The organism is Nonomuraea sp. ZG12, from assembly GCF_052068115.1.
Lineage (GTDB): Bacteria > Actinomycetota > Actinomycetes > Streptosporangiales > Streptosporangiaceae > Nonomuraea.
Genome location: NZ_JBQHCW010000008.1, coordinates 253,509 through 276,652 on the forward strand (window position 1 = coordinate 253,509; position 23,144 = coordinate 276,652).

Genomic DNA, 23,144 nt, shown 5'->3' on the forward strand with positions numbered 1-23,144 from the left:
GTAGACGAATGCTGAAGCGAGGCGACGATGCGGCTCCTGCTTTTCCTGGCCTTCCTGCTGATCCCCGTGCTGGAGATCTGGCTGCTCATTCAGGTGGGCACGGTGATCGGCGGCTGGCCGACCGTGGGCCTGCTGGTCATCATCAGCCTGCTGGGCACCTGGCTGGTCCGCCGCGAGGGGCGCAGGGCCTGGAACAACCTGCAGAGCTCGCTGCAGGCGGGCCGGATGCCCGACCGCGAGCTGGCCGACGGCGGGCTGATCCTGGTGGGCGGCGTGCTGCTGCTGACGCCCGGGTTCTTCAGTGACGTGCTGGGTCTGCTGTGCATCATGCCGTTCACCCGGCCGGCGATGCGGCGGCTCGGCATGTGGTTCTTCGACCGGCGGGTCAAGAGGATGGCGGCGGCCTCGCCGTACGCGAACCTCTTCCCGGCGCCCGGTGCGGCGCCCGCGGGCGCGGCGCGAGCGGAGTCGCCGCAGGGCCGGGTCGTGCACGGCGAGGTCATCCGCGAGGACCGCGACGCCTGACCGCCCTGCTTGATCAAAGTTCAAGCGGCTACTTGCACATTGTTCAAGACCTGCGTAGCCTCCACTTGTACATAGTTCAAGTGGCGGAGGGCGGGCATTCATGTCGCAGGAGAAGCTGTCCGATTTCGTGGCGGCGGCGGCCGGGGAGTTCGGCGTGCCGGGGGTGTCCGCCGGGGTGCTGACCGGCGGCCGGGAGACCTACGCGTCCCACGGTGTGACGAGCCTGGACACTCCACTGCCGGTCGATGAGCGGACGCTGTTCCACCTGGCCTCGGTGACCAAGACCTTCACGGCGACCGCGTTGATGCGCCTGGCCGCGGAGGGGAAGGTGGATCTGGACGCGCCGGTGCGCCGGTACGTTCCCGAGCTCACGCTCGCCGACGAGGGGGCCGCGGCGCGGATCACTGTGCTGAACCTGCTCAACCACACCGCCGGCCTCGACTGGAACCTGATCGACACCGGGGAGGAGGACGACTCCCTGCCGGGGTTCGTGGCGAGGATGGCCGGGCTCAGCCTGATCGCGCCGCCCGGGGCGCGGGCCTCCTACAGCCAGGCCGGCTACAACCTGGCCGGGCGGGTCATCGAGAAGGTCACCGGCCTGACCTTCGAGAAGGCCGTGGCCGCGCTGGTCCTGGAGCCGGCCGGGCTGTCGAACACCTTCTTCGAGCCGGACGAGGTGATGGTCCGGAGGTTCGCCGTGGGCCACAACCCGGGCGAGGACGGGGAACCGCGGTCCGCCCGGCCGTGGACGTCGTGGCGGGCCGGCTCGCGCGCCAACAACCCCGGCGGGGGCCTGGCGTCCTCGGTGAGCGACCTGCTGCGCTGGGCCGGGTTCCACCTCGGCGCCGGGGACGAGACGCTGCCGGGCGGGGCGCTGCGGCGCATGCGGGAGCCGACGGTCGAGCTGCGGGCCAGCACGCTCGGCGACGCCTTCGGGATCTGCTGGTTCCTGCGCGAGGTGGACGGCGTCCGCACCATCGGGCACGGCGGATCGGGCAACGGGCAGTTCGCCGAACTGCTCATCGTGCCCGAACACGACTTTGCCGTCGTCTCCCTGGCCAACGCCGGCCCGAACGGCTATCCCTTCAACCAGGCCGTCGTCCGCTGGGCGCTGGAGCACTACCTGGGCGTGGCCGAGCGGGACCCCGAGCCGATCCCGTACGACGAGGCGCGAGCGCGGGAGGTCGCCGGCCGCTACGAGATCGACGCCATGAACCTCGACGTCGTTACCGACGGCCACCGGCTCACCCTGGAGGTAGGGATCAAGCCGGAGATCCGCCAGGCCTCGGAGGCCGAGATGCCTCCGGACCACGCGCCGGCCACCATGGGCTTCCTGGCCGGCGACGGCGAGGAGTACATCATCACCGAGGGTGGTCTGAAGGGGCAGCGCGGCTTCTTCACCCGCGACGACGGCGGCGCGATCGTGGGCGTCGACCTGGCCGGGCGGCTCTTCGGCCGGGCCCCGGCCGCACGCTGAGCGAACGGTCCCACCTGGGCCGCCCACGCGCCTCACCCGAGACGCCCATCCGGCGACCGGCACGTGGTCACGGCAGAGAGAAACCCCCGGGCCATGGGCCCGGGGGTTTTCACCGTGAGATGTCGTCAGGCGCTCTTGCGACGCTGGGCCCTCAGGACCGCCAGCCTCTCGTTGAGCACCTCTTCCAGGTCCTCGATGGACCTCCGCTCTAGAAGCATGTCCCAGTGTGTCCGCGGGGGCTTCGTCTTCTTCGACTCCGGCTGCTCGCCGTCCACCCGCAGCGCGGTCGCGCCGCACATGCGGCACTCCCAGGTAGCGGGGATCTCGGCCTCGGCGGCAAGCGGAACGTCGAAGTGATGACCCTTTGGGCAGGTGTAGGACACCTCCTGGCGGGGGGCCAGATCCGTGTTACGGTCGTTCTCGTAGCTGGTTGCCCCGAGCCGGGTGCCACGAAGCGCGCGCTCGCCCATGTTTAAATGCCTCCTACAGGGCCCCCATGCGTGGGGGGTCTGTCTCCCACGGTGTGTAACGCTTGGTACCGTGATGGGATTCCCATCCACGGCGTGATCCAATCGCGCTACCGGCTAGCAGTTGGACGGCGGGGGCTCTTGAGGCGTCGAGATCCCGGCCTCAGATCCCCTCGGGGACCTCGTTGCCCGCGGCGCGGATGGCCTTCGGCAGGTTGACCAGGGCCAGCAGGACGAAGCCCAGCACGAAGAACACGATCATCGACAGAATCGCGATGCGATAGCTGTTGGTGAGCTGCAGCGCGATCGTCACGGTGAGCGCGCCGATGAAGGCCGAGCCCTTGTCGCTGATCTGCAGGAGGCTGAAGTACTCCGCCTCCTTGCCCTTCGGGATCACCTGGGAGAACAGCGAGCGCGACAGCGCCTGGCTGCCGCCCAGCACGATCGCGATGGCGAAGGCCATCAGATAGAACTGCAGCGCGTCGCCCTCGCGCACGAACAGCGCCATCACCACGATGACCGTCCACAGCACCAGGCTGGCCAGCACCGTGCGCTTGGTGCCGAACCGGCGGGCCAGCGTGCCCAGCAGCAGCGCGCCGAAGAAGGCGACGAACTGCACCATCAGGATCGCGCTGATCTGCACCGTCCGGTCCAGCTTGAGCGCCTCCGAGGCGAAGGCCGCGCTGTTGCCGATGACGGTCTGGATGCCGTCGTTGTAGACCAGGTAGGCCACCAGGAACAGCAGCGTCAGCGGATACTGGCGCAGCCCCTTGAGCGTGCGGCCGAGCTGGCGGAAGCTGCCGCCGACCGCGGCCCGCGTGGTGTGCTCGTGCGCCGGGACCGGCCGGTTGCGCAGCCTCAGCAGCGGGACGATCGTGAACGTGGCCCACCACAGCCCCGCCGACATCATGCTGATCCGCACCGACTCGCCCTCGGTCAGGCCGAGACCCTCGTGGTTGAGGTAGAGCGCCAGGTTGAGGGCCAGCAGCAGGCCGCCGCCCAGATAGCCGATGGCCCAGCCCCGCGAGGAGACGTGGTCGCGCTCCTGCGGCGTGGAGATCTGCGGCAGGAACGAGTCGTAGACCACGATCGAGGCGCCGTAGGCCAGGTTGGCCAGGACGAACAGGACCCCGCCGAGCAGGTAGCGGTCGCCCTCGACGAAGTAGAGGCCCATCGCCGCCAGCGCGCCCGCGTAGGCGAAGACGCCGAGCATCTCCCGCTTGCGGCCGATGTGGTCGGCCAGCGCGCCCACGATCGGCAGGATGAGGATCTGCCCCAGCACCGCCACGGTCGTGATCAGCCCGAAGAACGCGGCCGGCCTGATGTCCATGCCGAGCACGTCGACGTAGCCGAGCCCGGGATTCTGTACGGCCAGCTCGTCGAAGCCCGCCACACAGGTCGCGGACGCGATCTGCGGGAAGTCCTTGGCGCAGGCCGCGGTCTTGGCGACCGGGATCAGGTACGGGCCGAGGAAGACCGAGATGATGGTGGTGTAGAAGGCGGAGTTGGCCCAGTCGTAGAGATACCAGCCACGCTGCTCGCGCCTGCGTGCCGCGGGGGATTCGGCGGTGGGGTCCGCGGGGGGTGCGGTGGTGGGCATGTGTCGAGTCGCTCCTAAGCGGCCATGCGGCCGGGATGCCACTGGTCGCGCCGCTCGAGCACGTCGCGCAGCCCGGTGATGTTGTCGGTCATGATGCCGTCGACGCCCAGATCGAGCAGCTGCTCCATCTGCGCGGCGTCGTTGATCGTCCAGACGTGCACCTGCATGCCGACGGCGTGCGCCGTGCGGACCAGGCGCCGGGTGGTCACGCGCAGCCCGCGGAAGCCCATCGGGACCTGGGCGCACGGGATGCCCGCCCGGGACAGGCGGGCCAGCAGGCGGCCGTAGCCGGAGGTGGTGGCGGCGGCGCGCAGGGTGGCGACGCCGCGCGGGCCGAGCGCCGAGCAGACCTCGCGGCCGAGCGCCGCCCTGGCCAGCACCAGGCGCTCGTCGGAGAAGGAGGTCAGGCAGATCCGGTCGTAGGAGTCGGTGCGCCTGACCGCCTCGGCCAGCGGCGCGATGGCGGCGGCCTCCTTGACATCGATGTTGAAGCGGATGTCCGGCCAGGTGCCGAGCAGGTCCTCCAGCAGCGGGATCTCGTGCGTGCCGCCGATGCGGGCCCGCTTGACCGCGCTGTAGGGCAGCTCGGAGATGCGGCCGCGGCGATCGGTCACCCGGTCCAGGGTGTGGTCGTGGAAGGCGAGCAGCACCCCGTCGGCGGTGGCGTGCGCGTCGGTCTCCAGGTGGGTGTAGCCGAGTCGCACGGCCCGCTCGAACGCCGCCGCCGAGTTCTCGGCGCCTTCGGCGGCGCCGCCGCGGTGGGCGAAGGCGAGCGGGCCCGGGTGGTCGAGAAAGGAGAATCGACGGCTGAGCACGGTCTGCAGTATGCCTTTCGCGGGTGAACAATGAGGTTACGAATCAGGGAGATTCTGCCATTCCTGACGGCGGGCCTCGGCGAGCGCGATGGCCGCCGCCACCGAGACGTTGAACGAGCCGACCCGCCCGACCTGTGGGATATAGCAGACGCCGTCGGAGGCGTCCAGCAGGGCGGGGGAGCAGCCGTGGTCCTCGCTGCCGACCACCAGGCACACGTCGCGGGCCAGGTCCGCGCGGTGCAGCGGGACGGCGTCGCCGGTGAGCTCGATGGCCAGCACGGTGTAGCCGTCGTCCCTGGCGGCCTTGACGGCCTCGGTGGCGGGCACCGCGTCGTGCCAGGTGACCAGGCGCTCGGTGCCGAGCGCGGTCTTGCCCGCCTTCGGGTTGGTCGGCGGGGTGGCGTTGCCGGCCAGCCAGATCGTGTCGACGCCGAACGCGGCGGCGCTGCGGAAGATCGAGCCGACGTTGAACGGGCCGGTGACCGACTCCAGGATCAGCGCGAGCCTGTTCCCGGTGTTCCTGCGCCAGGTGCGGTTGAGCCGCTTGACGTCGGTGGGGCGCAGTTGCCTTCTCATCGGTGCACCTTCAGGATTCGGTAGGCGGCCCGGGAGGCCTCGCGGGAGGCCTGCCAGCCCTGCTCGCCGAGCCAGCGCTGCAGGGAGTCGGAGCCGAGATGTTTCTGGACGACCAGGTGGGCGACGCCGTCGGGTGTCAGCCGCGACAGCCACCTGGTGAGCATGTCGTGCAGGGCCGCCTTGCCGATGCGGATGGCGGGGTTGGACCAGATGGCCTTGAACGTGACGTCGGGGGGCATCTCATCCACATGCACCGACCGTACTTTGTAAAGGCGGGCGGCCCGTGCGTTGCGCTCAGTCAGCTCCACGCTGCGGCGGTTGACGTCCACGGCCCAGACGGTCGCCTCGGGGGCCCGCGTCGCCATGGTCAGCGCGATCGGGCCGTAACCGCAGCCCAGGTCGAGCAGGTCGCCGTGCTGGGGCGGCGGCGGCACCGTCTCCAGCAGCACCCGGGTGCCGAGATCGACCCGCTCGGGCGAGAACACGCCCCTGTCGGTCTCCAGCCGCAGGTGCAGGTCGGGCAGGACCAGGTCGACCGAGCCGGGGCGGCTCGCGGTCGCCGGGTCCTCGGAGAAGTAATGGGCCACGTGGGAAAACGTTACGGGATACGCGTACCGAACAGGACCGCGGCGCCCGCGACCAGCAGGCCCAGGATGATCGCGGCCACGATGAACTGCTGGGTGATCTCCTGGTTGACCAGCTTGAACCCGAGCGAGGTGCCGATCTGCTCGTAGACGTCGCGCAGCTCGCTGCCCGACTCGGCGCTGTAGGCGCGGCCGCTGGTGCCGTCGGACAGGGCCTGCAGGGTCTGCTTGTTGACCGGTACGTTCACCGGCCGGCCGTCGATGGAGACCGTCCCCTCCTGGGTGCCGTACGCGATCGTGTTGACCGGCACGCTCGCCTGCTGGGCCGCGTCGGTGGCCTCCTTGACCGAGCGGCCGGAGGTGTTGTCGCCGTCGGACAGCAGCACGATGGCGGCCGGCGGCGGGTCGGTGGCGGCGTCCTGGTCGAAGGAGCGCACCGAGTCGAGCGAGTTGAAGACCGCCTCGCCGATCGCGGTGCCGGGCCGGGTGGTCAGGTTGCCGATCGCGGTCGCCACGGCCTGGTGGTCGGTGGTGGGGGAGACGACCACGTTGGCGGAGCGGGCGAAGGAGACGACGCCGACGTTGAACCGGTCCGGCAGCTCCTCGACGAACGCCTGGGCCGCGGCCTTGGCGGCGCTGATCCGGTCGGGCTCGACGTCGGCCGCGTCCATGGACAGCGACACGTCGAGGGCGATCATGATGGTGGCCCGGTCGCGCGGCACGCGTACCTCGTCGGCGGGTCTGGCGGCGCCGACGACCAGCAGTGACATCATGAGCAGGAACAGGACCGGCGGCACGTGCCGCCGCCAGCCGGGGCCGGCCGGCGCGACGAGGTTGAGCAGGGCCAGGTTGGTGAAGCGCACGGTGTAGCGGCGCCGCGCGAACTGCGCCGCGACATATCCGGCCAGGAGCAACGCCATCAGGGCGAACAGCCAGAGCCAGCCAGGCGACAGAAAAGTCAAGAGGTCACCTTCCGGTGTGCCAGGTGGCGGGTGCGCCGCTGGCGCATGACGAACTGCGCGATGTCGAACACCCAGTCCCGGTCCGTGCGGAGCACGAGGTGGGCCACGCCGGCACGGCGGAGGGCGATCCGGGTGCCGTCCCGCTGCAGGGCGGCGGCCTCGGCGTACGCGTGGCGGATTTTGGGTGAAAGGTGCACTTCGCGTACTTTCCCGGTCTCGGGGTCGGCGAACGCGACGCGGCCCACGTCCGGCAACTCCAGCTCGCGCGGGTCGATCACCTCCACCGCCAGCACCTGGTGACGGGCGGCCAGCCGCCTGATCGGCCGCTCCCAGGGGCGCTCCACCTCCGGGTCCAGGCTCGGTTCCGCGTCGAGGAAGTCGGACACCACCACCCGCATGCCGCGCCGCCTGCGCGAGGCCGACAGCACGTCGATGCCCTCGGCCAGGTCGGGCGGGTCGGGCACCACCTGGCCGCGCGGCGCGTCCATCAGCGAGTGCAGCAGCCCGTACAGCGCGGGCCTGCCGGTGCGGGCCGGCATGCGGTGCAGGAACTCGTCGTGCAGCACCAGCGCCCCGAACCGGTCGCCCATCCTGCTGGACAGGAAGCCGATCGCGCCGACCGCGGCCACCACCAGATCCCGCTTGTCGGTGTCGGCGGTGCCGAAGTCCATGCTGGGCGACAGGTCGGCCAGCGCCCACGTCTCCAGCTCGCGGTCGGCGATCAGGTCGCGGACGTGCGGCACGGTCGTGCGCGCGGTGACCGCCCAGTCCATGCGGCGCACGTCGTCCTCGCCGGGCACGTAGACGCGGCTGTCGCCGGCCTCGCTGCCGGTGCCGGGCAGCAGGCCCTGGTGCGCGCCGTGCAGCAGGCCGTCCAGCCGCCTGGTCACCGTGAGCTCCAGCCGGCGCAGTGCCTGCTCGGCGGTATTCATAGGTCGCTCACCGGTTCTGGTTCCAGACGACGAGGGGCGGCGGCACGGCGTGCAGGATCTGCTTGACGACCTGCTCGGGATCGACGCCGTCGGCCAGCGCGTCGAAGGTGAGCATCAGGCGGTGCGCCATCACGTCCACGGCCACGTCGCGCACGTCGTCGGGCAGCAGATAGTCGCGGCCGCGCAGCACGGCCAGCGCGCGCCCGGCCGCGACCAGGCCCAGGGTGGCGCGCGGGCTGACGCCGATCTCGATCGTGTCGGTCAGGTCGGCCAGGCCGTACTCGGCGGGGGCGCGGGTGGACATGACCAGGCGGACCACGTAGTCGGCGACGAGTTGGTGCACCGAGACCTGTTCGGCCGCCGCCTGCAGCGCCATCAGCTGCTGCGGGTCGAGCACCCGCGCGGGCGTGGGCGGGGTGACGCTCATCCGGTGCAGGATCTCCAGCTCCTCGTGCGCGCTCGGATGGGGCACCCGGACCCGGAACAGGAACCGGTCGCGCTGCACCTCCGGCAGCGGGTAGACGCCCTCGGACTCGATCGGGTTCTGGGTGGCCAGCACGATGAACGGCCTGGGCAGCGGGTGGGTGACACCCGCGAGCGTGACCTGACGCTCGGCCATGACCTCCAGGAGCGCCGACTGCACCTTGGCCGGGGCGCGGTTGATCTCGTCGGCGAGCAGGAAGTTGACGAACACCGGGCCCAGCTCGACGTCGAACTTCTCGGTGGAGGGATGGAAGACACGGGTGCCGACGATGTCGCTGGGCACCAGGTCGGGGGTGAACTGGATGCGGGCGAACGTGCCGCCCACGACCGTGGCCAAGGTGGCGGCGGCCAGCGTCTTGGCCACACCGGGCACCCCCTCCAGCAGGCAGTGGCCGCGCGCCAGCAGGGCGACGACCAATCTCTCCACCATGTGGTCCTGCCCCACGATGACACGCCGTACCTCGTCGAGGGTTTGACGCAGCAGAGCCGCGTCCGTTCCGCCTGGCTGCTCTTCGGCGACGCTCATGACGCTATTCCACCAAACGTGCCGCAAACGTGCACGACGCCACGTCTGTGCTTTCATGGCAGATGTGGCTAGTCCGCTGCAGTACGGTGATCCGCCACGGCTGGGGCCGTTCGTGGTGCAGGCCCGCCTGCAATCGGCCCCGGCGGGGTTCGTCTATCTCGGCCAGGCGGCCGACGGGCGTGCGGTCTCGCTGGCCGTACTGACCCGGGGGGCGGCGATCGACGCGGCCGCCCGCGAGCGGTTCGTGACCGCGCTGCGCGAGGCGGCGCCGGCGGGGGACCGGTCGGGCGTGCGGAGCTGGCTCGGGCTGGGCGCGAGGACGCGGGCGACCGTCACCGAGGACGCGCCGCCGGTGCTCGACATGAACACCGGGCACGCGCCCTGGGTCGCGGTCGCGTACGTGCCGGGCAGGCCGGGCGCCGAGCGGTTCCTGGAGCCGGTGATGGTCGGCGGGACGCTCATCGGCGTCGCGCACGGCCCCGACTTCGTCCCTTACTGGCTGACCGACCGGGCTCCCGCGCTCGCGCCGCCGGTGCGCCGCCGGCCGCTCACCGAGACGCGGCGGCGGGTGCTGATCGCCACGGCCGTGCTCCTGGCGCTGCTGCTGCTCCTGGTGACGATCGTGCTGCTGATGCTCCTGGGCAGGTCCGGCAGCGATCCGATGCCCAGGCAGCTGCCGCCGACGGTCTTCCTGCCGACCCCGCCGCCGATCCCCACCACGCCCTACCCGCAGGAGCCGTCGCCGTCCCCGTCGCCCCCGCGCAGTGGCGAGCCGACGCCCGGACGGTCGCCGGGGGATCAGCCGCCGCAGGAGCCGCAATTGTGAGTTGAGCCTCCCGTGACGTGAGGCTCTAGCGTCCACGGCATGAGATTCATCGTTCACGACACCGTCGCCGCCATGGCCGGACTGCTGCGGCAGCCGCTGGATCGGCGGCCCGACGCGCTCCGCGAGCTGCTCGCGCCGATCCGCTCCGCCGTCCCGATGCCGGGGGACATCGTCGACATCCACCACCAGGGCGGCGGCTTCCGCGTCGACGCCGACGACCCGCGCTACCTCGACGCCGTCCAGCGGCTGGCCGCCGCCGACGTGCTCGGGCAGGTCGAACGGGAGCTGACCCGCGCCGCCGGCGCCTTGAGCCACCTGAAGCAGGCCGAGACGCTGCAGGTGATGTTCGTGCTCGGGAACCCGGACGACGAGCACCTGATGAAGGTCAGCGGCGGCTACTACGGCATGGGCGGCGCGCCCGGCTGGCTGTACCTGCTGGCCTGGCCCGACGAGGAGATCATCGGCCGGATCGCGCACCTGGCCGTGCACGAGTTCCACCACAACGTGCGCTACACCAACGTCGAGTGGAACCCGGCGACCGTGACGGTCGGCGAGCACGTCGTGGCGGAAGGGCTGGCGGAGGCCTTCGTCAGGGAGTTGTCCGGGCCGGAGGCCATGGGACCCTGGTCGGGCATGGTGCGGGGGGAGGAGTACGACCGGGCCTACGAGCTGATCATGGCGGACTTCGAGCTGGCGGGCATGCAGCACACGTCCGCGTACGTGCTGGGGGACAGCGCGATGCGGCTGTTCGGCCAAGAGCCGCGCGGCATTCCGGATATGTCGGGATATGCGGTGGGGTTGCGCCTGGTGGAGGAGCATCTCGCGGCCACCGGCATGACGGCGGCACAGGCCACGGGACTGCCGGTCGCGGAGCTCGTGCGGAGGTAGTCGCGGGCTTTCCGGCTCGTACGGATCGCGTACCCCCTGTACGGATCGCCCCCCGGGACGTCAGCGAGGTGAGACGAAGCCGGACTCGTAAGCGGCGATGACCGCCTGGGTGCGGTCGCGGGCGCCCAGCTTGGTGAGCACGTTCCCGACGTGCGTCTTGACGGTCTCCGGGCTGACCACCAGCTCGGCGGCGATCTCGCCGTTGGACAGCCCCTTGGTCATCAGGCGCAGCACGTCACCCTCGCGGCCGGTCAGCCGGCCGATGCCGGGCACCTCGGCGACGGGCCGGCGGCCGGCGAGCGTGCGGATCGCGGCCGGGAACAGGAGCGACTCGCCGGCGGCCACCAGCTTGACGGCCCGCACCAGCTCGTCCGGCCGGGTGCGCTTGAGCAGGAACCCGTCGGCGCCCGCCCGGAGCGCGTCGTAGACGTAGTCGTCGTTCTCGAACGTGGTCACCACCAGCACCTTCGGCGGCGCCTCCAGCTCCATGAGGCGGCTGGTGGCCTGGATGCCGTCCACCGCCGGCATCCGTACGTCCATCAGCACCACGTCGGGCCGCTCGCGGCGCACCACCGGCAGCACCGCCGCGCCGTCAGCGGCCTCGCCGACCACGCTCAGGCCGGGCTCGGAGTCGATGATGATGCGCAGACCGGTGCGGATGAGGTCCTCGTCGTCGGCGATCACGACCCTGATTGTCATGACAGCGACCGTAGCGGCAGGCGCACCGACACCCTCCAGCCACCCTCCACCGGGCCGGCGTCCAGCTCACCGCGCAGCAGCCGCACCCGCTCCGCCATCCCGGTGATCCCCCTGCCACCCCTGAGCTCGCGGCCCCCGCCGTCATGCTCGGCGCCGTCTTCAGCGGAGCGGCCTGTCGCGTTGGTGACCTGGAGGTCCAGCACGTCCTCTCGTACGCCGGCCGTCAGGTCCACCGGACCTTGACCGTGTTTGATCGCGTTGGTGAGTGCCTCCTGGACGATGCGGTAGGCCTCCCTGGAGACCATGGCGGGGACGCCGGACAGGTCGCTCACCTCCCGCCGCACCTCGGCGCCCGATGCGGCGACGAGCGCGTCGAGATCGGCCAGCGTCGCCTGCGGCGACCTGCCCCGTGACACCGGCTCGCCGCTGCCCCGGCCTCCACGGCCCTCTTCGGGAGCACCTGATGAACGGTCTTCGGCGGTAGGGGAGCCACCCCGCTTCCCGCCTTCGCCTCGCACGTCCCCGTCTCGATCCTCGCCCGCACGCAGGACGCCCAGGACGTGGTCGAGATCCTCCAGGGCGGCGCGGGCGGACTGCTCGATCGCCGCCAGGGCGGTTCTCGCCGTGGCCGGGTCTCGGTCGAGGACCCGGCTCGCGGCGGCGGCCTGCAGGGTGACGACGCTGAGCGCGTGACCCACCGAGTCGTGCAGCTCCCGTGCCAGCCGGTTGCGCTCGGCCAGGGTGCGGGCGTGCTCCTCGGCGGCGGCGAGCCGCTCGGCGGGCGTGGGGCCGAGCAGTGCGGGAGCGAGCCGGGCCAGCAGCGCCCCCGCTCCGGCCGCCACCACGACCAGCAGCCCGAGCATCACCAGCCCGAACAGCGCCCAGCCGACCCCGGGCCAGCCGGGCTCCACCGCCAGGCCCAGCACCTCCGTCGACAGGCTGACGAACGGCAGCGAGAGGGAGAACAGGGTGAACGGCACCACCGCCAGCGTGAACCCGCTGACCAGACCGCCGATCGCCAGGTGCAGCGTGAACCAGGCGGCCGTGCGCCGCCGCTCCTGCCACGACCGGCGACCGTGCGCGGGCCCGGACGCGAACTCCACACGGGCGCCCAACAATCCCTGGGCGGCGTTCACCTCCAGCGAGCGCACCGGCAGGAACAGCCCGGTGAGCGCGACCACGGGCAGCACCGCGCCGAAGACGCCGATCTGCGCGGGCAACAGCAGGTTGGCCGCCTCGCCCTGCGCCAGCCCGGAGATGAGAACCCCCGCCATCATGTACGGCATCAACAGGGCTCCGCCCAGGATCAGGCATGCCCAGCGCCGGGCCAGCAAGAGGTTCCATCTCACAGCAGTGATTGTATGTCGACCTTAATTCGCTCATGGAGTAATGCGCCTTGAGAGAAATGCGCCGCCAGCGAAAAGATTCCTTTATGCGCGACGTCCGGGGCTAGCGTCATCGGTGTAATTGATTCCACGGAAAGGCGATGCCCATGACGGAGACTCTGCGCCCGCAGTGGCCTGACCAGCTCAGTCAGCGCCTGCTGCAGCAGCGCATCCTCGTTCTCGGCCAGGAGGTCGACGACGACATTTGCAACAAGCTGTGCGGCGAGCTCCTTTTGCTGGCGGCCGAGAATCCTAAGGCGGACATAACTCTCTACATCAATTCCCCGGGCGGTTCCGTGTCCGCCGGGATGGCGCTGTACGACATGATGCAGTTCATTCCCTGCGACGTGGCGACGGTCGCGATGGGCTTCGCCGCGTCCATGGGCCAGTTCCTGCTCTGCTCCGGTGCTCCCGGCAAGCGCTACGCCCTGCCCCATGCCCGGGTCGTGATGCACCAGCCGCTCGGCGGCATCGGCGGCTCGGCCACCGACATCCAGATCCAGGCCGAAAACCTCCTCTACACCAAGCGCCTGATGGCCGAGCTCATCGCCCACCACACCGGCCAGCCGCTGGAGCGCATCCAGGCCGACTCCGACCGGGACCGCTGGTTCACCGCCCGGGAGGCGCTGGAGTACGGCTTCGTCGACCACATCGCCGAAGGGATGAACTGACATGAGCGGACGTTACGTGCTGCCCTCCTTCACCGAGCGCACCTCCTACGGCATCAAGGAGATGAACCCGTACAACAAGCTCTTCGAGGACCGGGTCATCTTCATCGGCACCCCCATCGACGACACCTCAGCCAACGACGTGATGGCGCAGCTGCTCACCCTGGAGTCGATCGACCCCGACCAGGACATCAACCTCTACATCAACTCGCCCGGCGGATCGTTCACCGCGATGACGGCCATCTACGACACGATGCAGTTCATCCGGCCGGACATCCACACCGTCTGCATCGGCGAAGCGGCCTCGGCGGCGGCGGTCCTGCTGTCGGCGGGCACCCCCGGCAAACGCGCCGCCCTGCCCCACGCCCGCATCCTCCTCCACCAGCCCGCCACCGAAGGCGGCCGCGGCCAGTCCAGCGACCTGGAGATCCACGCCAGAGAGATCCTCCGCATGCGCGACCAGCAGGAGGAGATCCTGGCCAGACACACCGGCCGGACCCCACTGGAGATCCGCAAGGACATCGAACGAGACCGCATCTTCACGGCAGAGCAGGCCCGCACCTACCACCTGATCGACGACATCTACGCCTCCAGAAAACGCACCCTGACCACCACCCACTGACCCCTCACCCAACTCCACAAACCGGTGAGCCCCCAGACGCCGACGCCCTCCCTCAAAACGCCTCCGAACATCTCGGACACCCCAAAACCCGCCCCACCAACGAAACCCCGATACCCCGGAACCTTGACCCCCCAGGAAGCCCTGGACGCTCCAGGCGTTCCGGAACCCTGGACCACCCCCAGGACCCTTCTCTCCAACACCTCAGGGCTCCCCCGACCCCCAGCTCCCTCAGACCCCAGAGCTCCCCAGCCCCAGAGCGGGTACCGAAAGACGCCCTGAGTTCAGAAGAACGTTAGGTGCTCCGAAGGAGGGGGTCCCGCTGCTGTCCGAGGCGCTGAGCTGGGGGTCTAGGCTTCGGAGACTTCGGGGCGCCCGAGGTTTCTAGTGACATGGAGGGCCTTGTCCTCCGGTTCGTCGAGACAATCGGCGAATGTGAACGTGCTCTGCACGCTGCTGACCAGGCCCGCGAGGTCAGCGTGACAGTGCAGGCGAGACTCGTTGCCGGGGTCGGCCGGCGGGAGTTATGTGCTGCGGAGACCCGATCGAGCCTCTTGGAAGTGATCGCGCCGATGACGGTGTCCCTGCTCCGCTGCCCGTTCTTCGCCTGGGCGGCCAGTTCGCGGGGCTCGGCCAGGTTGACGAGCTGCTCGTCGTAGCAGCTGAGCGGCCTGGTGCGCCACGGGTGCAACTGGTGAGAATCTGGCTGCCCCTGGCCGGCTGTCCGTCCGTTCAGCGCGATCGCGGCCCGGCGCTCACGCGCCGACCGCCGAATCCGCGTCCCACACGCAGCGGTTGGCCTACGGGCGACAGCATGCCTTGTAGGGCGTACGGCGGCTGCCTGCTGAGTCCTGTGGGTCTCGGAGGAGGTAGGCCGTCGCAGGCGTCTGCGCGCGTCGGTTCAGAGCCGTACCCCTGATCGCGACAAGCGACAAGCGACAACTGCGAGCGGCTATCGGTAGTCGGTGATCTCCGGGACTCGCAGTGTTCGATGAGTGGTGGGGCGGTGAGTGGTGGGGCGATGGGCGGCCAGGAGTGCGAACGGCGGGTGACGGATGGTGAGCAGTCCGGGCGATGCGCGACGAGCCGGCGGGGAGCGTGCGGGTAGCGATGGGCTGTAGGTCGAGGGTGGCAACGACGGGTGGCGAGCGGCCGGCGGCGAGAGGCCAGGGGGCTCCCCCTCCCGCCCTGCTCTCGCCCTTCAACCGGTGAGGTGGAGGCGGTGAGGTGGAGGCGAGGGTCTGGATAGGGGAGGCGAGGGTGGGATAGGGGCGGGTCATGTGGCGGTGCGGCGGCGGAAGAGGAGGGCGGCGATGGGCATGCTGATGACCACGCCCGCAGTCAGCCAGGCTGCGGACAGCCAGCCGGAGTTGCCCAGTGGCAGGTCGAGCAGCAGGGCTCGGAGGGTTTCCACCATGGGGGTGGTGGGCTGGTGCTCGGCGAAGCCGCGCAGTAGTGCCGGCATGGTCTCCGCCGGGACGACGCCGTCGGACAGGTACGGGAAGAAGATGACGACGAAGCTGAAGGCACCCGCCGCCTGTGGTGAGGTGACGAGCAGGCCCCACAGCATCGCGATGGCGGACACCGCCAGGATGTAGCCGGTGATGAGGGCCAGTACGAGGGCCCAGTCGGTGGCGGTGGCGTTGGGGCGGAAGCCCAGGAGGATGGCCGCGGTCAGGGCGCACGCGGTCGCGGCCACGTTGCGGACCAGTGAGGCGATGACGTGGCTGGCGGGGAGGGTCCAGGCGCTGATGGGGAGGGTGCGGAAGCGGTCGATCATGCCTCCGGTCATCTCTTCGGCGATGTTGACGGCGGACAGCGCGGCGCCGTAGCCGCCGGCCATGAGCAGGACGGTGGGGACGACGAAGTCGATGTACGCCAGGCCGCTGGATCCGGTGGTGATCGCGCCGCCGAAGACGTACACGAAGATGATCATGATGAGGACCGGCAGGGCGATGTTCACCATGAGGGCGTCCAGCGTGCGGGCCTCGTGGCGCAGTGTGCGGGTGACGAGGCGGCGCAGGTCGGCGAGGCTCGTCGCGAGGGAGGGGGCGCGGTTGGGCGCTGTGGTGGTGGTCATGCCGGCTCCGATTCGGGTTGGCGGGAAAGGGGGTGCGACGCGGGTTCGTGGGAGCAGGTCACGGGGTCAGGGTCATGGGCGGGGTCTGGGAATCACGGGGGTCGCGGGGTCACCGGGTCATGGGGTAGCGGGGGTCGGGGGAGTGGTGGCCGCCGTGAGCTCGAAGAAGACGTCGTCCAGGGTGGGGGTGCGCAGCTCCACCTGGTCGACCGTGATGCCCGCCCGGTGGAGGAGGTCGAGGGTGTGGCGCAGGTGGTCGGGGTTCTGGACCGCGAGGGTGAGCTCGCGGGCGTCCGGGTCGAGGTGCGGGCCGGCGTCGCCCGAGGCCAGGGTGGCGGCGGCGCGGGGGAGGTCGTCGGCGTGGGCCAGGCGGAGAGCCAGGCGTTCGGAGCCCACCTGGCGTTTGAGCGCGGCGGGGGTGTCGTCGGCGACGACGCGGCCGGCGTCGATCACCGCGATGCGGTCCGCGAGCTGGTCCGCCTCCTCCAGATACTGGGTGGTCAGCAGGATGGTGGTGCCGGCGGCGAGCAGTTCGCGGATCACCGACCACAGCTCGGCCCGGCTGCGCGGGTCGAGGCCGGTGGTGGGCTCGTCCAGGAAGAGGATCCTGGGGGCGGCGACCATGCTGGCCGCGAGGTCCAGGCGGCGGCGCATGCCGCCTGAATAGGTGGCGGCCCGGCGGTCGGCGGCGGCGGCGAGGTCGAAGCGGTCGAGGAGTTCGGCCGCCCGGCGGCGGGCCTCGCGTCTGCCCAGGTGGTAGAGGCCGGCGAACAACTCCAGGTTCTCCCTGCCGGTGAGCAGGTCGTCGACGGTGGCCTGCTGGGCTGTCAGGCCGATGTCGCGGCGCACGGCGGCGCTGTCACGGATGACGTCGTGGCCCCCGACGGTGGCGGTGCCGCGGTCGGGGGCGAGCAGGGTCGTCAGGATCCGGACGGTCGTCGTCTTGCCGGACCCGTTCGGCCCGAGGAGGGCCTGCAGGGTGCCCGCAGGGACGGTCAGGTCGACGCCGGTGAGGACATGGGTGGCGCCGAAGGATTTGTGCAGGCCGCGAGCCTGAATCGCCGCCCCGCCTACTGCGTGCGTCGTACTGTGTATGCCGTACATAGATACTAAGCTATATGACGTACGCAGTTCTGTGAAGGGAGTCAGATGGCACAGGAGCGCGCGTTGCCACCCGTCGTGGCGCGTATGTGGGGGCGGGAGCCGCTGACGCGCCGGGGGCCGCGTCCACGGCTGGACCTGGCCCGGATCGTCTCCGCCGCCATCGAGCTCGCCGACACCGAAGGGCTGACCGGGGTCTCCATGGGCAGCGTGGCGGCCCGGGTGGGCGTGGCGACCATGGCGCTGTACCGGTACGTCGGCAGCAAGGACGAGTTGCTGACCGTGATGGCCGACAGCGCCGTCCCCGCGCCGCCCGCGCGCGGCGAGCTGTCCTGGCGCGACTATCTCGCCTTGTGGACGCGGGCCAATCGCGACTTCCTGCTCGAACGCCCGTGGCTGCTGTCCCTCGACCGGATGACCCCGCCGATGGGGCCCAGGCGCATGCTGTGGCTGGACCGGGCACTGGACGCGCTCGCCGGCACCGCGCTCGACGAGGGGGAGAAGGTGAGGGCGGCCACGGCGCTGACCGGCTACGCGCTGTCCGACGCCACGCTCACGCATGGCATGAGCGCGCACGGCATGAGCGCGGAGGCGGGCGGGCCGGACGAGGGCGGGATCGGCGGGGCGGCCGAATACGGCGAGGTGCTGGCCGAGGTGCTCGATCCGCTGAGCTACCCCGCCCTGTCGGCCGCGGTGCACTCAGGGGTCTTCCGGGGGGCCGAGGGCTGGGTGGAGGACGCCGACTTCGTGTTCGGCCTCAACCTGCTGCTCGACGGGATCGAGGCGCTCAACGCACGACGTCCCTAGGCGGTATCCGGCGAAAAAAGGCGGGGTTATAGGGTCTCTTGGGGTTTATCGGGGGAAATCGGAGAGTCGCGTGCCGCTGGAACAGGTGCTCGTGTTGCTGGTGGCGGCGGCGGGGGCGGGATGGGTGGACGCCGTCGTGGGCGGCGGCGGGCTGCTGCAACTGCCCGCGCTGATGGTGGCCGGCATCCCGCCCGTGCAGGCCATGGCGACCAACAAGTTCTCCTCCGTCTTCGGGACCGCCTCGGCGGCCGTCACCTATGCGCTGACCGCCAAGTTCGACCGGCAGGTGGCACTGCCGGGAGCCGGGCTGGCGATGCTGAGCGCCGGGCTCGGCGCCTCGGCCGCGGCGGCGATCTCGGCCGAGGTGCTGCGGCCGGCGGTGATGGTGATCCTGCTCGGCGTGGCCGCCTTCGTGACGCTGCGGCCGGCGCTCGGCGCGGTGGCGCATCCGCACCTGCGCACCAACGCGCGGGTCGCTGTCGCGGTGGCCGTCGCGGGGGTCGGCATCGCGTTCTACGACGGGATCATGGGGCCGGGTACGGGGACGTTCCTGATCATCGCGTTCACCACGATCCTCGGGCTCGACTTCGTGTCCGCGTCCGCCACGTCGAAGATCATCAACACCGGGACGAACCTGGGCGCGCTCTTCGTGTTCGGGGCGCAGGGGCACGTGCTGTGGGGGCTGGGACTGGGTATGGCCGCGTTCAACATCGCGGGCGCGCAGCTCGGCGCGAGGATGGCCATCAGACGCGGTACGGGGTTCGTCCGGATCATCCTGCTGTGCGTGGTGGCGGCGATGGTGACCAGGATGGCCTGGCAGCAGTTCGGCTAGGCCCGCACCCGTGTGCGCAGCGCGGTGGCGGCCAGGGCCACGAAGGCGGCCAGCAGCGCCGGCAGGGCCAGGGCGCGCGGGAGACCGGTGAGCTCGGCGGCGGCGCCGATGAGCACCGGCCCCGACAGGAAGCCCAGATAGCCGATGCTCGCCACCCTGGCCAGCGCCCTGCCCGCGTACGCCGGGTCGCGGTGGCCGGCGGCGGAGAACACCTGGGGCACGATGCACGACAGGCCCGCGCCGAAGCAGCCGAACCCGATCACCGCCGCCACCGGATGTCCGGCCAGCAGTGACACGCCGAGCCCGGAGGCGGCCAGCAGCCCGCAGGCCCGCACCAGCGGCACCGGGCCGAACCGCGCCGCCAGCCGGTCCCCGGCCAGCCGCCCGGCCGTCATCATGGCGGCGAACGCGGCGTACCCGGCGGCGGCGAACCCGGCGGAGGAGCCCAGGTCCTCGCGCAGGTAGACCGAGCTCCAGTCGGCCGCCGCGCCCTCGCCCACCAGGCAGCAGAACGCCAGCACGCCGAGGAACACGATCCGCCGGGGATGCCCGGCCTCTTCTCCCGCCGTGGCCGTGCGCGCCGGGGCCGAGCGCAGCGCCCAGCGGGCCGCCCACGCGGCGAGCGCGGCGATCACCAGGCCGCCTGTCCAGAACGTCGCGGCGGGGGACAGCCCGGCATGCGCGAACACGCCGCCGAGCGTGGCGCCCGCGAACCCGCCGATGCTGAACACGGCGTGGAACGACGACATGATCGGCTTTCCCCACGCCAGCTCCACCTCCACGGCGTTGGCGTTCATGGACACGTCCAGCACCCCGTGCACGATGCCGAAGCCGAACAACGCCACCGCCAGCGTGAGCAGGTTCGGCGCGTACGCGGCGGGCACCAGCATCACGCCCTGCAGCAGGGCGGCGGGGAGCATGACAGGGGAGCTGCCGTAGCGGTCCACCAGGCGGCCCACCCCCTGCATGCCGGCGACGGCCCCGGCCGCGATGGCCAGCAGCGCCAGGCTGAGCTGCCCGTCGCCGATCCCGAGGCCCTCCTTGATGGCCGGGATCCGGGCCGTCCAGGTGCCGACGGCCGCCCCGGCGAGCAGGAACAGCAGGTAGACGGCGACGCGGGCCCGCCGCAGCGGCGTCACGCGAGCTCCTTGACCAGCCGGACGGTGACGCCCGCGGCGAGCAGCGCGTCGTGCTGGTCGCGCGGGACGGCGTCGTCGGTCACCACCACGTCCAGCCGCGAGATGGGGCACACGGCGCCGAACGCCGTCCGGGTGAACTTGCCCGAGTCGCAGACCGCGATCACCCGGCGGGCGGCGGCGATGGCCGCCTGCTTGACCGCCACCTCGGGCAGGTCGTGCGCGGTCAGCCCGTGCTCGGACGACAGCCCGCAGCAGCCGATGACCGCCGTGTCGAAGCGCAGCGCCCTGATCGAGCTCTCGGTGAGCGGGCCCATGAAGTTCAGCTCGCCGGGCCGTACCTCTCCTCCTGGGAGGACGAGCCGCACGCGCGGCGCGGCGGCGAGCAGCGACACCGCCTGCAACGCCAGCGGCAGCACGGTCAGGCGGCGGTCCAGCAGGCTGCGCGCCACCTCCAGCGCGGTCGTGCCGCCGTCGAGCACCACCGCCTCCCCGTCGGCGATCAACGCGGCCGTCTCGGCGCCGATCCGCTGCTTGACCTCGACCGCCTCCCGCTCGCGGATGCCGAACGGCGGCTCCTCGCCGCGCAGCAGCAGCGACAGCGCGCCGCCCCTGATCCGGCGGACGACGCCCTGCTGGGCGAGCTCGTCCAGGTCACGCCTGATCGTCATGTCGGACACGCCGTGCTCCTCGGCCAGCTCGGCGACGGAGACGGAGTCGTTGGTGCGCAGCCTGTTCATGATGAGATGTAAACGCTCCATATGTTCATATAAACACAGGAAATGTGCGCAATACAATGACAGCATGCGTGCCAGCCGTCTGCTCTCCCTCCTGTTGCTCCTGCAGACGCGCGGCCGCATGACCGCGCCCGAGCTGGCCGAAGAGCTGGAGGTGTCGGTCCGGACGGTCTACCGCGACGTGGAGGCGCTGTCGTCGGCCGGCGTGCCGGTCTACGCCGACCGGGGGCCCGCAGGCGGCTACCAGCTGCTCGACGGCTACCGCACCAGGCTGAACGGCCTGACGGTGGCGGAGGCGTCGTCGCTGTTCCTGGCCGGGCTGCCGGGACCGGCCGCAGAGCTGGGGCTCGCGGAGGTGGCGGCCAACGCCGAGCTGAAGCTGCTGGCCGCGCTGCCGCCCGAGCCGCGCTCACACGCCGCACGGATGCGCGAGCGGTTCCTGCTGGACGTGCCCGGCTGGTATCGCAGCGCCGACGACGTGCCGCATCTGAGCGAGGTGTCGGAGGCGGTGTGGGAGCAGCGGCCGCTGCTGATGACCTACCGGCGCTGGGGCAAGCAGGAGGTCGAGCGGGTGGTCCACCCGTACGGGCTGGTGCTCAAGGGCGGCTCCTGGTACATGGTCGCCGCCCCGCCCGGCGCGAGCCCGCGCACCTACCGGGTGGCGCGCGTCCTCACCGTGCGGACGCTGCCCGGCCACTTCGACCCGCCGCCGGACTTCGAGCTGGGACAGTTCTGGAAGGCGTACGCGGCGGAGTTCCGCGAGCGGATGTACACCGCGACGGCGGAGATCAAGCTGGCCCCCGGCATGGAGGAGCTGCTCTCCTACACGATGGGCGCCGACGTGGTGGCCGCGGCACTGGCCGACGGCACAGCGTCCGATACGGCGCCCGACGCGGAAGGCTGGCGGACCCTGACCGTGCCCGTCGAGTCCCTCACCTACGCCCGCTGGCTGCTGCTGCGCATGGGCGCGAGCGTGGAGGTGCTCGGCCCGCCCGAACTGCGCGCCCTCATGGCCGAGTCGGTCGCGGAGCTCGGAAAAATGTATGGGGGAATCCCGGCCTGATCTGAAACGATGCCCGGCATGTACCTCGTCGCCTTCATCGGTGCGTGCCTGCTGGTGGCCATGGTCCCGGGCGTCAGCACCGCGATCATCCTCAGGCAGACGCTGCGCGCCGGGCGCGGCTCCGGCCTGGCGGCCACGCTAGGCAACGAGACCGGCATCCTGCTGTGGGGGCTGGCCGCCGCCTTCGGGCTGTCCGCGCTCCTGCTGGCCTCGCAGGCGGCCTACGACCTGATGCGCGTCGTCGGCGCGATCGTGCTGGTCGTGATGGGTGCGCAGGCACTTTGGCAGGCGCGTAAGGACCGGCCGGCGGCCGAACCCCTGGCCGTGCCCGGCCGGGGCAGGTCCTACCTCGTCGGGCTGGGCACCTGCGTGGCCAACCCCAAGGCGGCGGTGTTCGCGATGTCGTTCCTGCCGCAGTTCGTGCCGCAGGGGCAGAACATCCCCCTCACTCTGGCCGTGCTCGCCGTCGTGTGGGTGCTGGTCGACCTGCTCTGGTACGCCGCGCTCATCTGGGCGGTGGCCACGGCCAAGGCTTTCTTCGGCCGCCCGGAGGTCAGGCGCCGCCTGGAGCGCGTCTCGGGCGTCGTTCTCATCGGTTTCGGCATACGACTGGTCCTGGAGGCCAAGTGACGATCTGGTACGAAGAGGCGGGCTCCGGTGAGCCGGTGGTTCTGCTGGCTTCGAGCGCGGCCGACGCCGGCATGTGGGACGCGCAGTGGCAGCCGCTCGCCGAGCGCTTCCGGGTGATCAGAGTGGACTACCGCGGATTCGGCCACACGCCCTACGCGGCGGCGGAGCCGTACAGCGACTCGGGTGACGTGGCGGAAATCCTCGCCGTGCTCGGCGTGTCGCGGGCCGCGCTGGTCGGCGCGTCGTACGGTTGCTCCGTCGCCCTGGAGCTGGCCCACCTCGCCACCCGGCTGGTGCTCATGAACCCCGGCTCCGACCTGCCCAGGACCCCGGACCTCACGGCGTTCGCCGAGGAGGAGGACCGGCTGCTGGAGGCGGGCGACGCGCAGGGCGCCGCCGAGCTGAACGCCCGCACCTGGCTCGGCCCGGAGGCCGACGACGAGACCAGGCGGCGGGTGGTCGCCATGCAGCACCACGCCTTCACCATGCAGCTCGCCGCCGACCCCGAGCCGTCGCAGTTCCGGCCCGGCTACGACCTCGGCGCGATCCAGGCGCCCGCGCTGGTCGTCACCGGCCCGTACGACCTGGAGTTCTTCCGGCGCAGCGCCCGCCACATCGCCGCCGAGCTGCCGCACGCCGAGCTGGTCGAGCTGGACTGGGCCGGGCACCTGCCCGCGCTGGAACGGCCTGCGGAGGTCACCGGGCTGCTGCTGGACTACCTTTAGA

At 71.2% G+C, this 23,144-nt stretch carries 25 protein-coding genes; 11 read left to right on the forward strand and 14 right to left on the reverse strand.

What is annotated here, in order from left to right; all coding sequences use genetic code 11:
• The first annotated feature begins 27 nt into the window (after nucleotides 1-27).
• Together ACTMTF_RS23920 and ACTMTF_RS23925 are read left to right on the forward strand one after the other, a co-directional pair.
• A complete protein-coding gene (locus ACTMTF_RS23920; RefSeq protein WP_441112674.1) occupies nucleotides 28-525 on the forward strand; it encodes an FxsA family protein in 498 nt (165 codons plus the stop codon).
• 100 nt (nucleotides 526-625) lie between these two features.
• A complete protein-coding gene (locus tag ACTMTF_RS23925; RefSeq protein ID WP_441112675.1) occupies nucleotides 626-2,002 on the forward strand; it encodes a serine hydrolase domain-containing protein in 1,377 nt (458 codons plus the stop codon).
• Between the two features lie 125 nt (nucleotides 2,003-2,127).
• On the opposite strand, the gene ACTMTF_RS23930 is transcribed toward ACTMTF_RS23925, so the two are convergent.
• The 8 genes from ACTMTF_RS23930 to ACTMTF_RS23965 all read right to left on the reverse strand — a co-directional run bounded on the left by ACTMTF_RS23930 (nucleotide 2,128) and on the right by ACTMTF_RS23965 (nucleotide 8,947).
• The gene (locus ACTMTF_RS23930) at nucleotides 2,128-2,472 is read right to left on the reverse strand and encodes an RNA polymerase-binding protein RbpA (RefSeq protein WP_189140545.1); all 345 of its coding nucleotides are present in this window, start codon (nucleotides 2,470-2,472) and stop codon (nucleotides 2,128-2,130) included.
• A 160-nt stretch (nucleotides 2,473-2,632) separates the two neighbouring features.
• Nucleotides 2,633-4,069, reverse strand: a complete 1,437-nt coding sequence (locus tag ACTMTF_RS23935; protein WP_441112676.1) for an MFS transporter — start codon at nucleotides 4,067-4,069, stop codon at nucleotides 2,633-2,635.
• Between the two features lie 14 nt (nucleotides 4,070-4,083).
• Nucleotides 4,084-4,884 (reverse strand): glycerophosphodiester phosphodiesterase family protein, encoded by an 801-nt coding sequence (locus tag ACTMTF_RS23940; protein ID WP_441112677.1) that lies wholly within the window; start codon nucleotides 4,882-4,884, stop codon nucleotides 4,084-4,086.
• 36 nt (nucleotides 4,885-4,920) lie between these two features.
• Entirely contained in the window at nucleotides 4,921-5,460 is a 540-nt protein-coding gene (locus ACTMTF_RS23945) for a TrmH family RNA methyltransferase (protein ID WP_397013065.1), read from the reverse strand.
• On the reverse strand, nucleotides 5,457-6,047 hold the full coding sequence (locus tag ACTMTF_RS23950) for a class I SAM-dependent methyltransferase (RefSeq protein ID WP_397013063.1): 591 nt from the start codon (nucleotides 6,045-6,047) through the stop codon (nucleotides 5,457-5,459). Before ACTMTF_RS23950 ends, ACTMTF_RS23945 begins: the two co-directional genes overlap by 4 nt.
• Before the next feature lie 11 nt (nucleotides 6,048-6,058).
• Nucleotides 6,059-7,006: a VWA domain-containing protein gene (locus ACTMTF_RS23955; RefSeq protein WP_441112678.1), complete on the reverse strand. Its 948-nt coding sequence runs from the start codon at nucleotides 7,004-7,006 to the stop codon at nucleotides 6,059-6,061.
• The gene (locus tag ACTMTF_RS23960; RefSeq protein WP_397013059.1) at nucleotides 7,003-7,938 is read right to left on the reverse strand and encodes a DUF58 domain-containing protein; all 936 of its coding nucleotides are present in this window, start codon (nucleotides 7,936-7,938) and stop codon (nucleotides 7,003-7,005) included. The genes ACTMTF_RS23955 and ACTMTF_RS23960 overlap by 4 nt, the downstream gene beginning before the upstream one ends.
• Nucleotides 7,939-7,945: 7 nt before the next feature.
• A complete protein-coding gene (locus ACTMTF_RS23965; RefSeq protein WP_397013057.1) occupies nucleotides 7,946-8,947 on the reverse strand; it encodes an AAA family ATPase in 1,002 nt (333 codons plus the stop codon).
• 55 nt (nucleotides 8,948-9,002) lie between these two features.
• Between ACTMTF_RS23965 and ACTMTF_RS23970 the strand changes: the two genes are divergently transcribed.
• Both ACTMTF_RS23970 and ACTMTF_RS23975 read left to right on the forward strand, forming a co-directional pair.
• Nucleotides 9,003-9,773 (forward strand): hypothetical protein, encoded by a 771-nt coding sequence (locus ACTMTF_RS23970; protein ID WP_441112679.1) that lies wholly within the window; start codon nucleotides 9,003-9,005, stop codon nucleotides 9,771-9,773.
• Between the two features lie 39 nt (nucleotides 9,774-9,812).
• A complete protein-coding gene (locus ACTMTF_RS23975; RefSeq protein WP_441112680.1) occupies nucleotides 9,813-10,661 on the forward strand; it encodes a DUF2268 domain-containing protein in 849 nt (282 codons plus the stop codon).
• Between the two features lie 60 nt (nucleotides 10,662-10,721).
• Here the strand turns inward: ACTMTF_RS23975 and ACTMTF_RS23980 are convergent, their stop codons facing one another.
• Nucleotides 10,722-11,360 carry a response regulator gene (locus ACTMTF_RS23980; protein WP_397013051.1) on the reverse strand — a complete coding sequence of 213 codons (639 nt, stop codon included), beginning with the start codon at nucleotides 11,358-11,360 and terminating at the stop codon, nucleotides 10,722-10,724.
• On the reverse strand, nucleotides 11,357-12,709 hold the full coding sequence (locus ACTMTF_RS23985; RefSeq protein ID WP_441112681.1) for a sensor histidine kinase: 1,353 nt from the start codon (nucleotides 12,707-12,709) through the stop codon (nucleotides 11,357-11,359). Before ACTMTF_RS23985 ends, ACTMTF_RS23980 begins: the two co-directional genes overlap by 4 nt.
• A gap of 143 nt (nucleotides 12,710-12,852) precedes the next feature.
• Here ACTMTF_RS23985 and ACTMTF_RS23990 point away from each other — a divergent pair, with 143 nt between their 5' ends.
• On the forward strand, nucleotides 12,853-13,416 hold the full coding sequence (locus tag ACTMTF_RS23990; protein WP_441112682.1) for a ClpP family protease: 564 nt from the start codon (nucleotides 12,853-12,855) through the stop codon (nucleotides 13,414-13,416).
• A gap of 1 nt (nucleotide 13,417) precedes the next feature.
• Nucleotides 13,418-14,035 (forward strand): ATP-dependent Clp protease proteolytic subunit, encoded by a 618-nt coding sequence (locus ACTMTF_RS23995; RefSeq protein WP_441112683.1) that lies wholly within the window; start codon nucleotides 13,418-13,420, stop codon nucleotides 14,033-14,035.
• Nucleotides 14,036-15,308: 1,273 nt separating this feature from the next.
• Here the strand turns inward: ACTMTF_RS23995 and ACTMTF_RS24000 are convergent.
• Complete coding sequence (locus ACTMTF_RS24000; RefSeq protein WP_441112684.1) at nucleotides 15,309-16,112, reverse strand: ABC transporter permease; 804 nt, start codon at nucleotides 16,110-16,112, stop codon at nucleotides 15,309-15,311.
• A 117-nt stretch (nucleotides 16,113-16,229) separates the two neighbouring features.
• The gene (locus ACTMTF_RS24005) at nucleotides 16,230-17,216 is read right to left on the reverse strand and encodes an ATP-binding cassette domain-containing protein (RefSeq protein WP_441112685.1); all 987 of its coding nucleotides are present in this window, start codon (nucleotides 17,214-17,216) and stop codon (nucleotides 16,230-16,232) included.
• A gap of 45 nt (nucleotides 17,217-17,261) precedes the next feature.
• Here ACTMTF_RS24005 and ACTMTF_RS24010 point away from each other — a divergent pair, with 45 nt between their 5' ends.
• Nucleotides 17,262-18,020, forward strand: a complete 759-nt coding sequence (locus ACTMTF_RS24010) for a TetR/AcrR family transcriptional regulator (protein WP_441112686.1) — start codon at nucleotides 17,262-17,264, stop codon at nucleotides 18,018-18,020.
• 70 nt (nucleotides 18,021-18,090) lie between these two features.
• Nucleotides 18,091-18,852: a sulfite exporter TauE/SafE family protein gene (locus ACTMTF_RS24015; RefSeq protein WP_397013023.1), complete on the forward strand. Its 762-nt coding sequence runs from the start codon at nucleotides 18,091-18,093 to the stop codon at nucleotides 18,850-18,852.
• Here ACTMTF_RS24015 and ACTMTF_RS24020 read toward each other — a convergent pair.
• On the reverse strand, nucleotides 18,849-20,102 hold the full coding sequence (locus ACTMTF_RS24020; RefSeq protein ID WP_441112687.1) for an MFS transporter: 1,254 nt from the start codon (nucleotides 20,100-20,102) through the stop codon (nucleotides 18,849-18,851). The two genes, ACTMTF_RS24015 and ACTMTF_RS24020, sit on opposite strands and share 4 nt — an antisense overlap.
• Nucleotides 19,988-20,794 (reverse strand): DeoR/GlpR family DNA-binding transcription regulator, encoded by an 807-nt coding sequence (locus ACTMTF_RS24025; protein WP_441112688.1) that lies wholly within the window; start codon nucleotides 20,792-20,794, stop codon nucleotides 19,988-19,990. Before ACTMTF_RS24025 ends, ACTMTF_RS24020 begins: the two co-directional genes overlap by 115 nt.
• Here ACTMTF_RS24025 and ACTMTF_RS24030 point away from each other — a divergent pair.
• From ACTMTF_RS24030 to ACTMTF_RS24040, 3 genes are read left to right on the forward strand one after another with little or no spacing between them, the layout of a single operon-like run.
• Entirely contained in the window at nucleotides 20,793-21,788 is a 996-nt protein-coding gene (locus ACTMTF_RS24030; RefSeq protein ID WP_441112689.1) for a helix-turn-helix transcriptional regulator, read from the forward strand. The two genes, ACTMTF_RS24025 and ACTMTF_RS24030, sit on opposite strands and share 2 nt — an antisense overlap.
• An 18-nt stretch (nucleotides 21,789-21,806) precedes the next feature.
• Nucleotides 21,807-22,418 carry a LysE family translocator gene (locus ACTMTF_RS24035; RefSeq protein WP_441112690.1) on the forward strand — a complete coding sequence of 204 codons (612 nt, stop codon included), beginning with the start codon at nucleotides 21,807-21,809 and terminating at the stop codon, nucleotides 22,416-22,418.
• Nucleotides 22,415-23,143 (forward strand): alpha/beta fold hydrolase, encoded by a 729-nt coding sequence (locus ACTMTF_RS24040; RefSeq protein ID WP_441112691.1) that lies wholly within the window; start codon nucleotides 22,415-22,417, stop codon nucleotides 23,141-23,143. Before ACTMTF_RS24035 ends, ACTMTF_RS24040 begins: the two co-directional genes overlap by 4 nt.
• Nucleotide 23,144 lies beyond the last annotated feature (1 nt).

Excerpts from the sequence above, each read along its gene's own strand:
- ACTMTF_RS23920 (WP_441112674.1), top strand. The coding sequence starts at position 28 with ATGCGGCTCCTGCTTTTCCTGGCCTTCCTGCTGATCCCCGTGCTGGAG.
- ACTMTF_RS23925 (WP_441112675.1), top strand. The coding sequence starts at position 626 with ATGTCGCAGGAGAAGCTGTCCGATTTCGTGGCGGCGGCGGCCGGGGAG.
- ACTMTF_RS23930 (WP_189140545.1), bottom strand. The coding sequence starts at position 2,472 with ATGGGCGAGCGCGCGCTTCGTGGCACCCGGCTCGGGGCAACCAGCTAC.
- ACTMTF_RS23935 (WP_441112676.1), bottom strand. The coding sequence starts at position 4,069 with ATGCCCACCACCGCACCCCCCGCGGACCCCACCGCCGAATCCCCCGCG.
- ACTMTF_RS23945 (WP_397013065.1), bottom strand. The coding sequence starts at position 5,460 with ATGAGAAGGCAACTGCGCCCCACCGACGTCAAGCGGCTCAACCGCACC.
- ACTMTF_RS23960 (WP_397013059.1), bottom strand. The coding sequence starts at position 7,938 with ATGAATACCGCCGAGCAGGCACTGCGCCGGCTGGAGCTCACGGTGACC.
- ACTMTF_RS23965 (WP_397013057.1), bottom strand. The coding sequence starts at position 8,947 with ATGAGCGTCGCCGAAGAGCAGCCAGGCGGAACGGACGCGGCTCTGCTG.
- ACTMTF_RS23970 (WP_441112679.1), top strand. The coding sequence starts at position 9,003 with ATGGCAGATGTGGCTAGTCCGCTGCAGTACGGTGATCCGCCACGGCTG.
- ACTMTF_RS23975 (WP_441112680.1), top strand. The coding sequence starts at position 9,813 with ATGAGATTCATCGTTCACGACACCGTCGCCGCCATGGCCGGACTGCTG.
- ACTMTF_RS23980 (WP_397013051.1), bottom strand. The coding sequence starts at position 11,360 with ATGACAATCAGGGTCGTGATCGCCGACGACGAGGACCTCATCCGCACC.
- ACTMTF_RS23990 (WP_441112682.1), top strand. The coding sequence starts at position 12,853 with ATGACGGAGACTCTGCGCCCGCAGTGGCCTGACCAGCTCAGTCAGCGC.
- ACTMTF_RS23995 (WP_441112683.1), top strand. The coding sequence starts at position 13,418 with ATGAGCGGACGTTACGTGCTGCCCTCCTTCACCGAGCGCACCTCCTAC.
- ACTMTF_RS24000 (WP_441112684.1), bottom strand. The coding sequence starts at position 16,112 with ATGACCACCACCACAGCGCCCAACCGCGCCCCCTCCCTCGCGACGAGC.
- ACTMTF_RS24005 (WP_441112685.1), bottom strand. The coding sequence starts at position 17,216 with ATGTACGGCATACACAGTACGACGCACGCAGTAGGCGGGGCGGCGATT.
- ACTMTF_RS24010 (WP_441112686.1), top strand. The coding sequence starts at position 17,262 with ATGGCACAGGAGCGCGCGTTGCCACCCGTCGTGGCGCGTATGTGGGGG.
- ACTMTF_RS24030 (WP_441112689.1), top strand. The coding sequence starts at position 20,793 with ATGCGTGCCAGCCGTCTGCTCTCCCTCCTGTTGCTCCTGCAGACGCGC.
- ACTMTF_RS24025 (WP_441112688.1), bottom strand. The coding sequence starts at position 20,794 with ATGCTGTCATTGTATTGCGCACATTTCCTGTGTTTATATGAACATATG.
- ACTMTF_RS24035 (WP_441112690.1), top strand. The coding sequence starts at position 21,807 with ATGTACCTCGTCGCCTTCATCGGTGCGTGCCTGCTGGTGGCCATGGTC.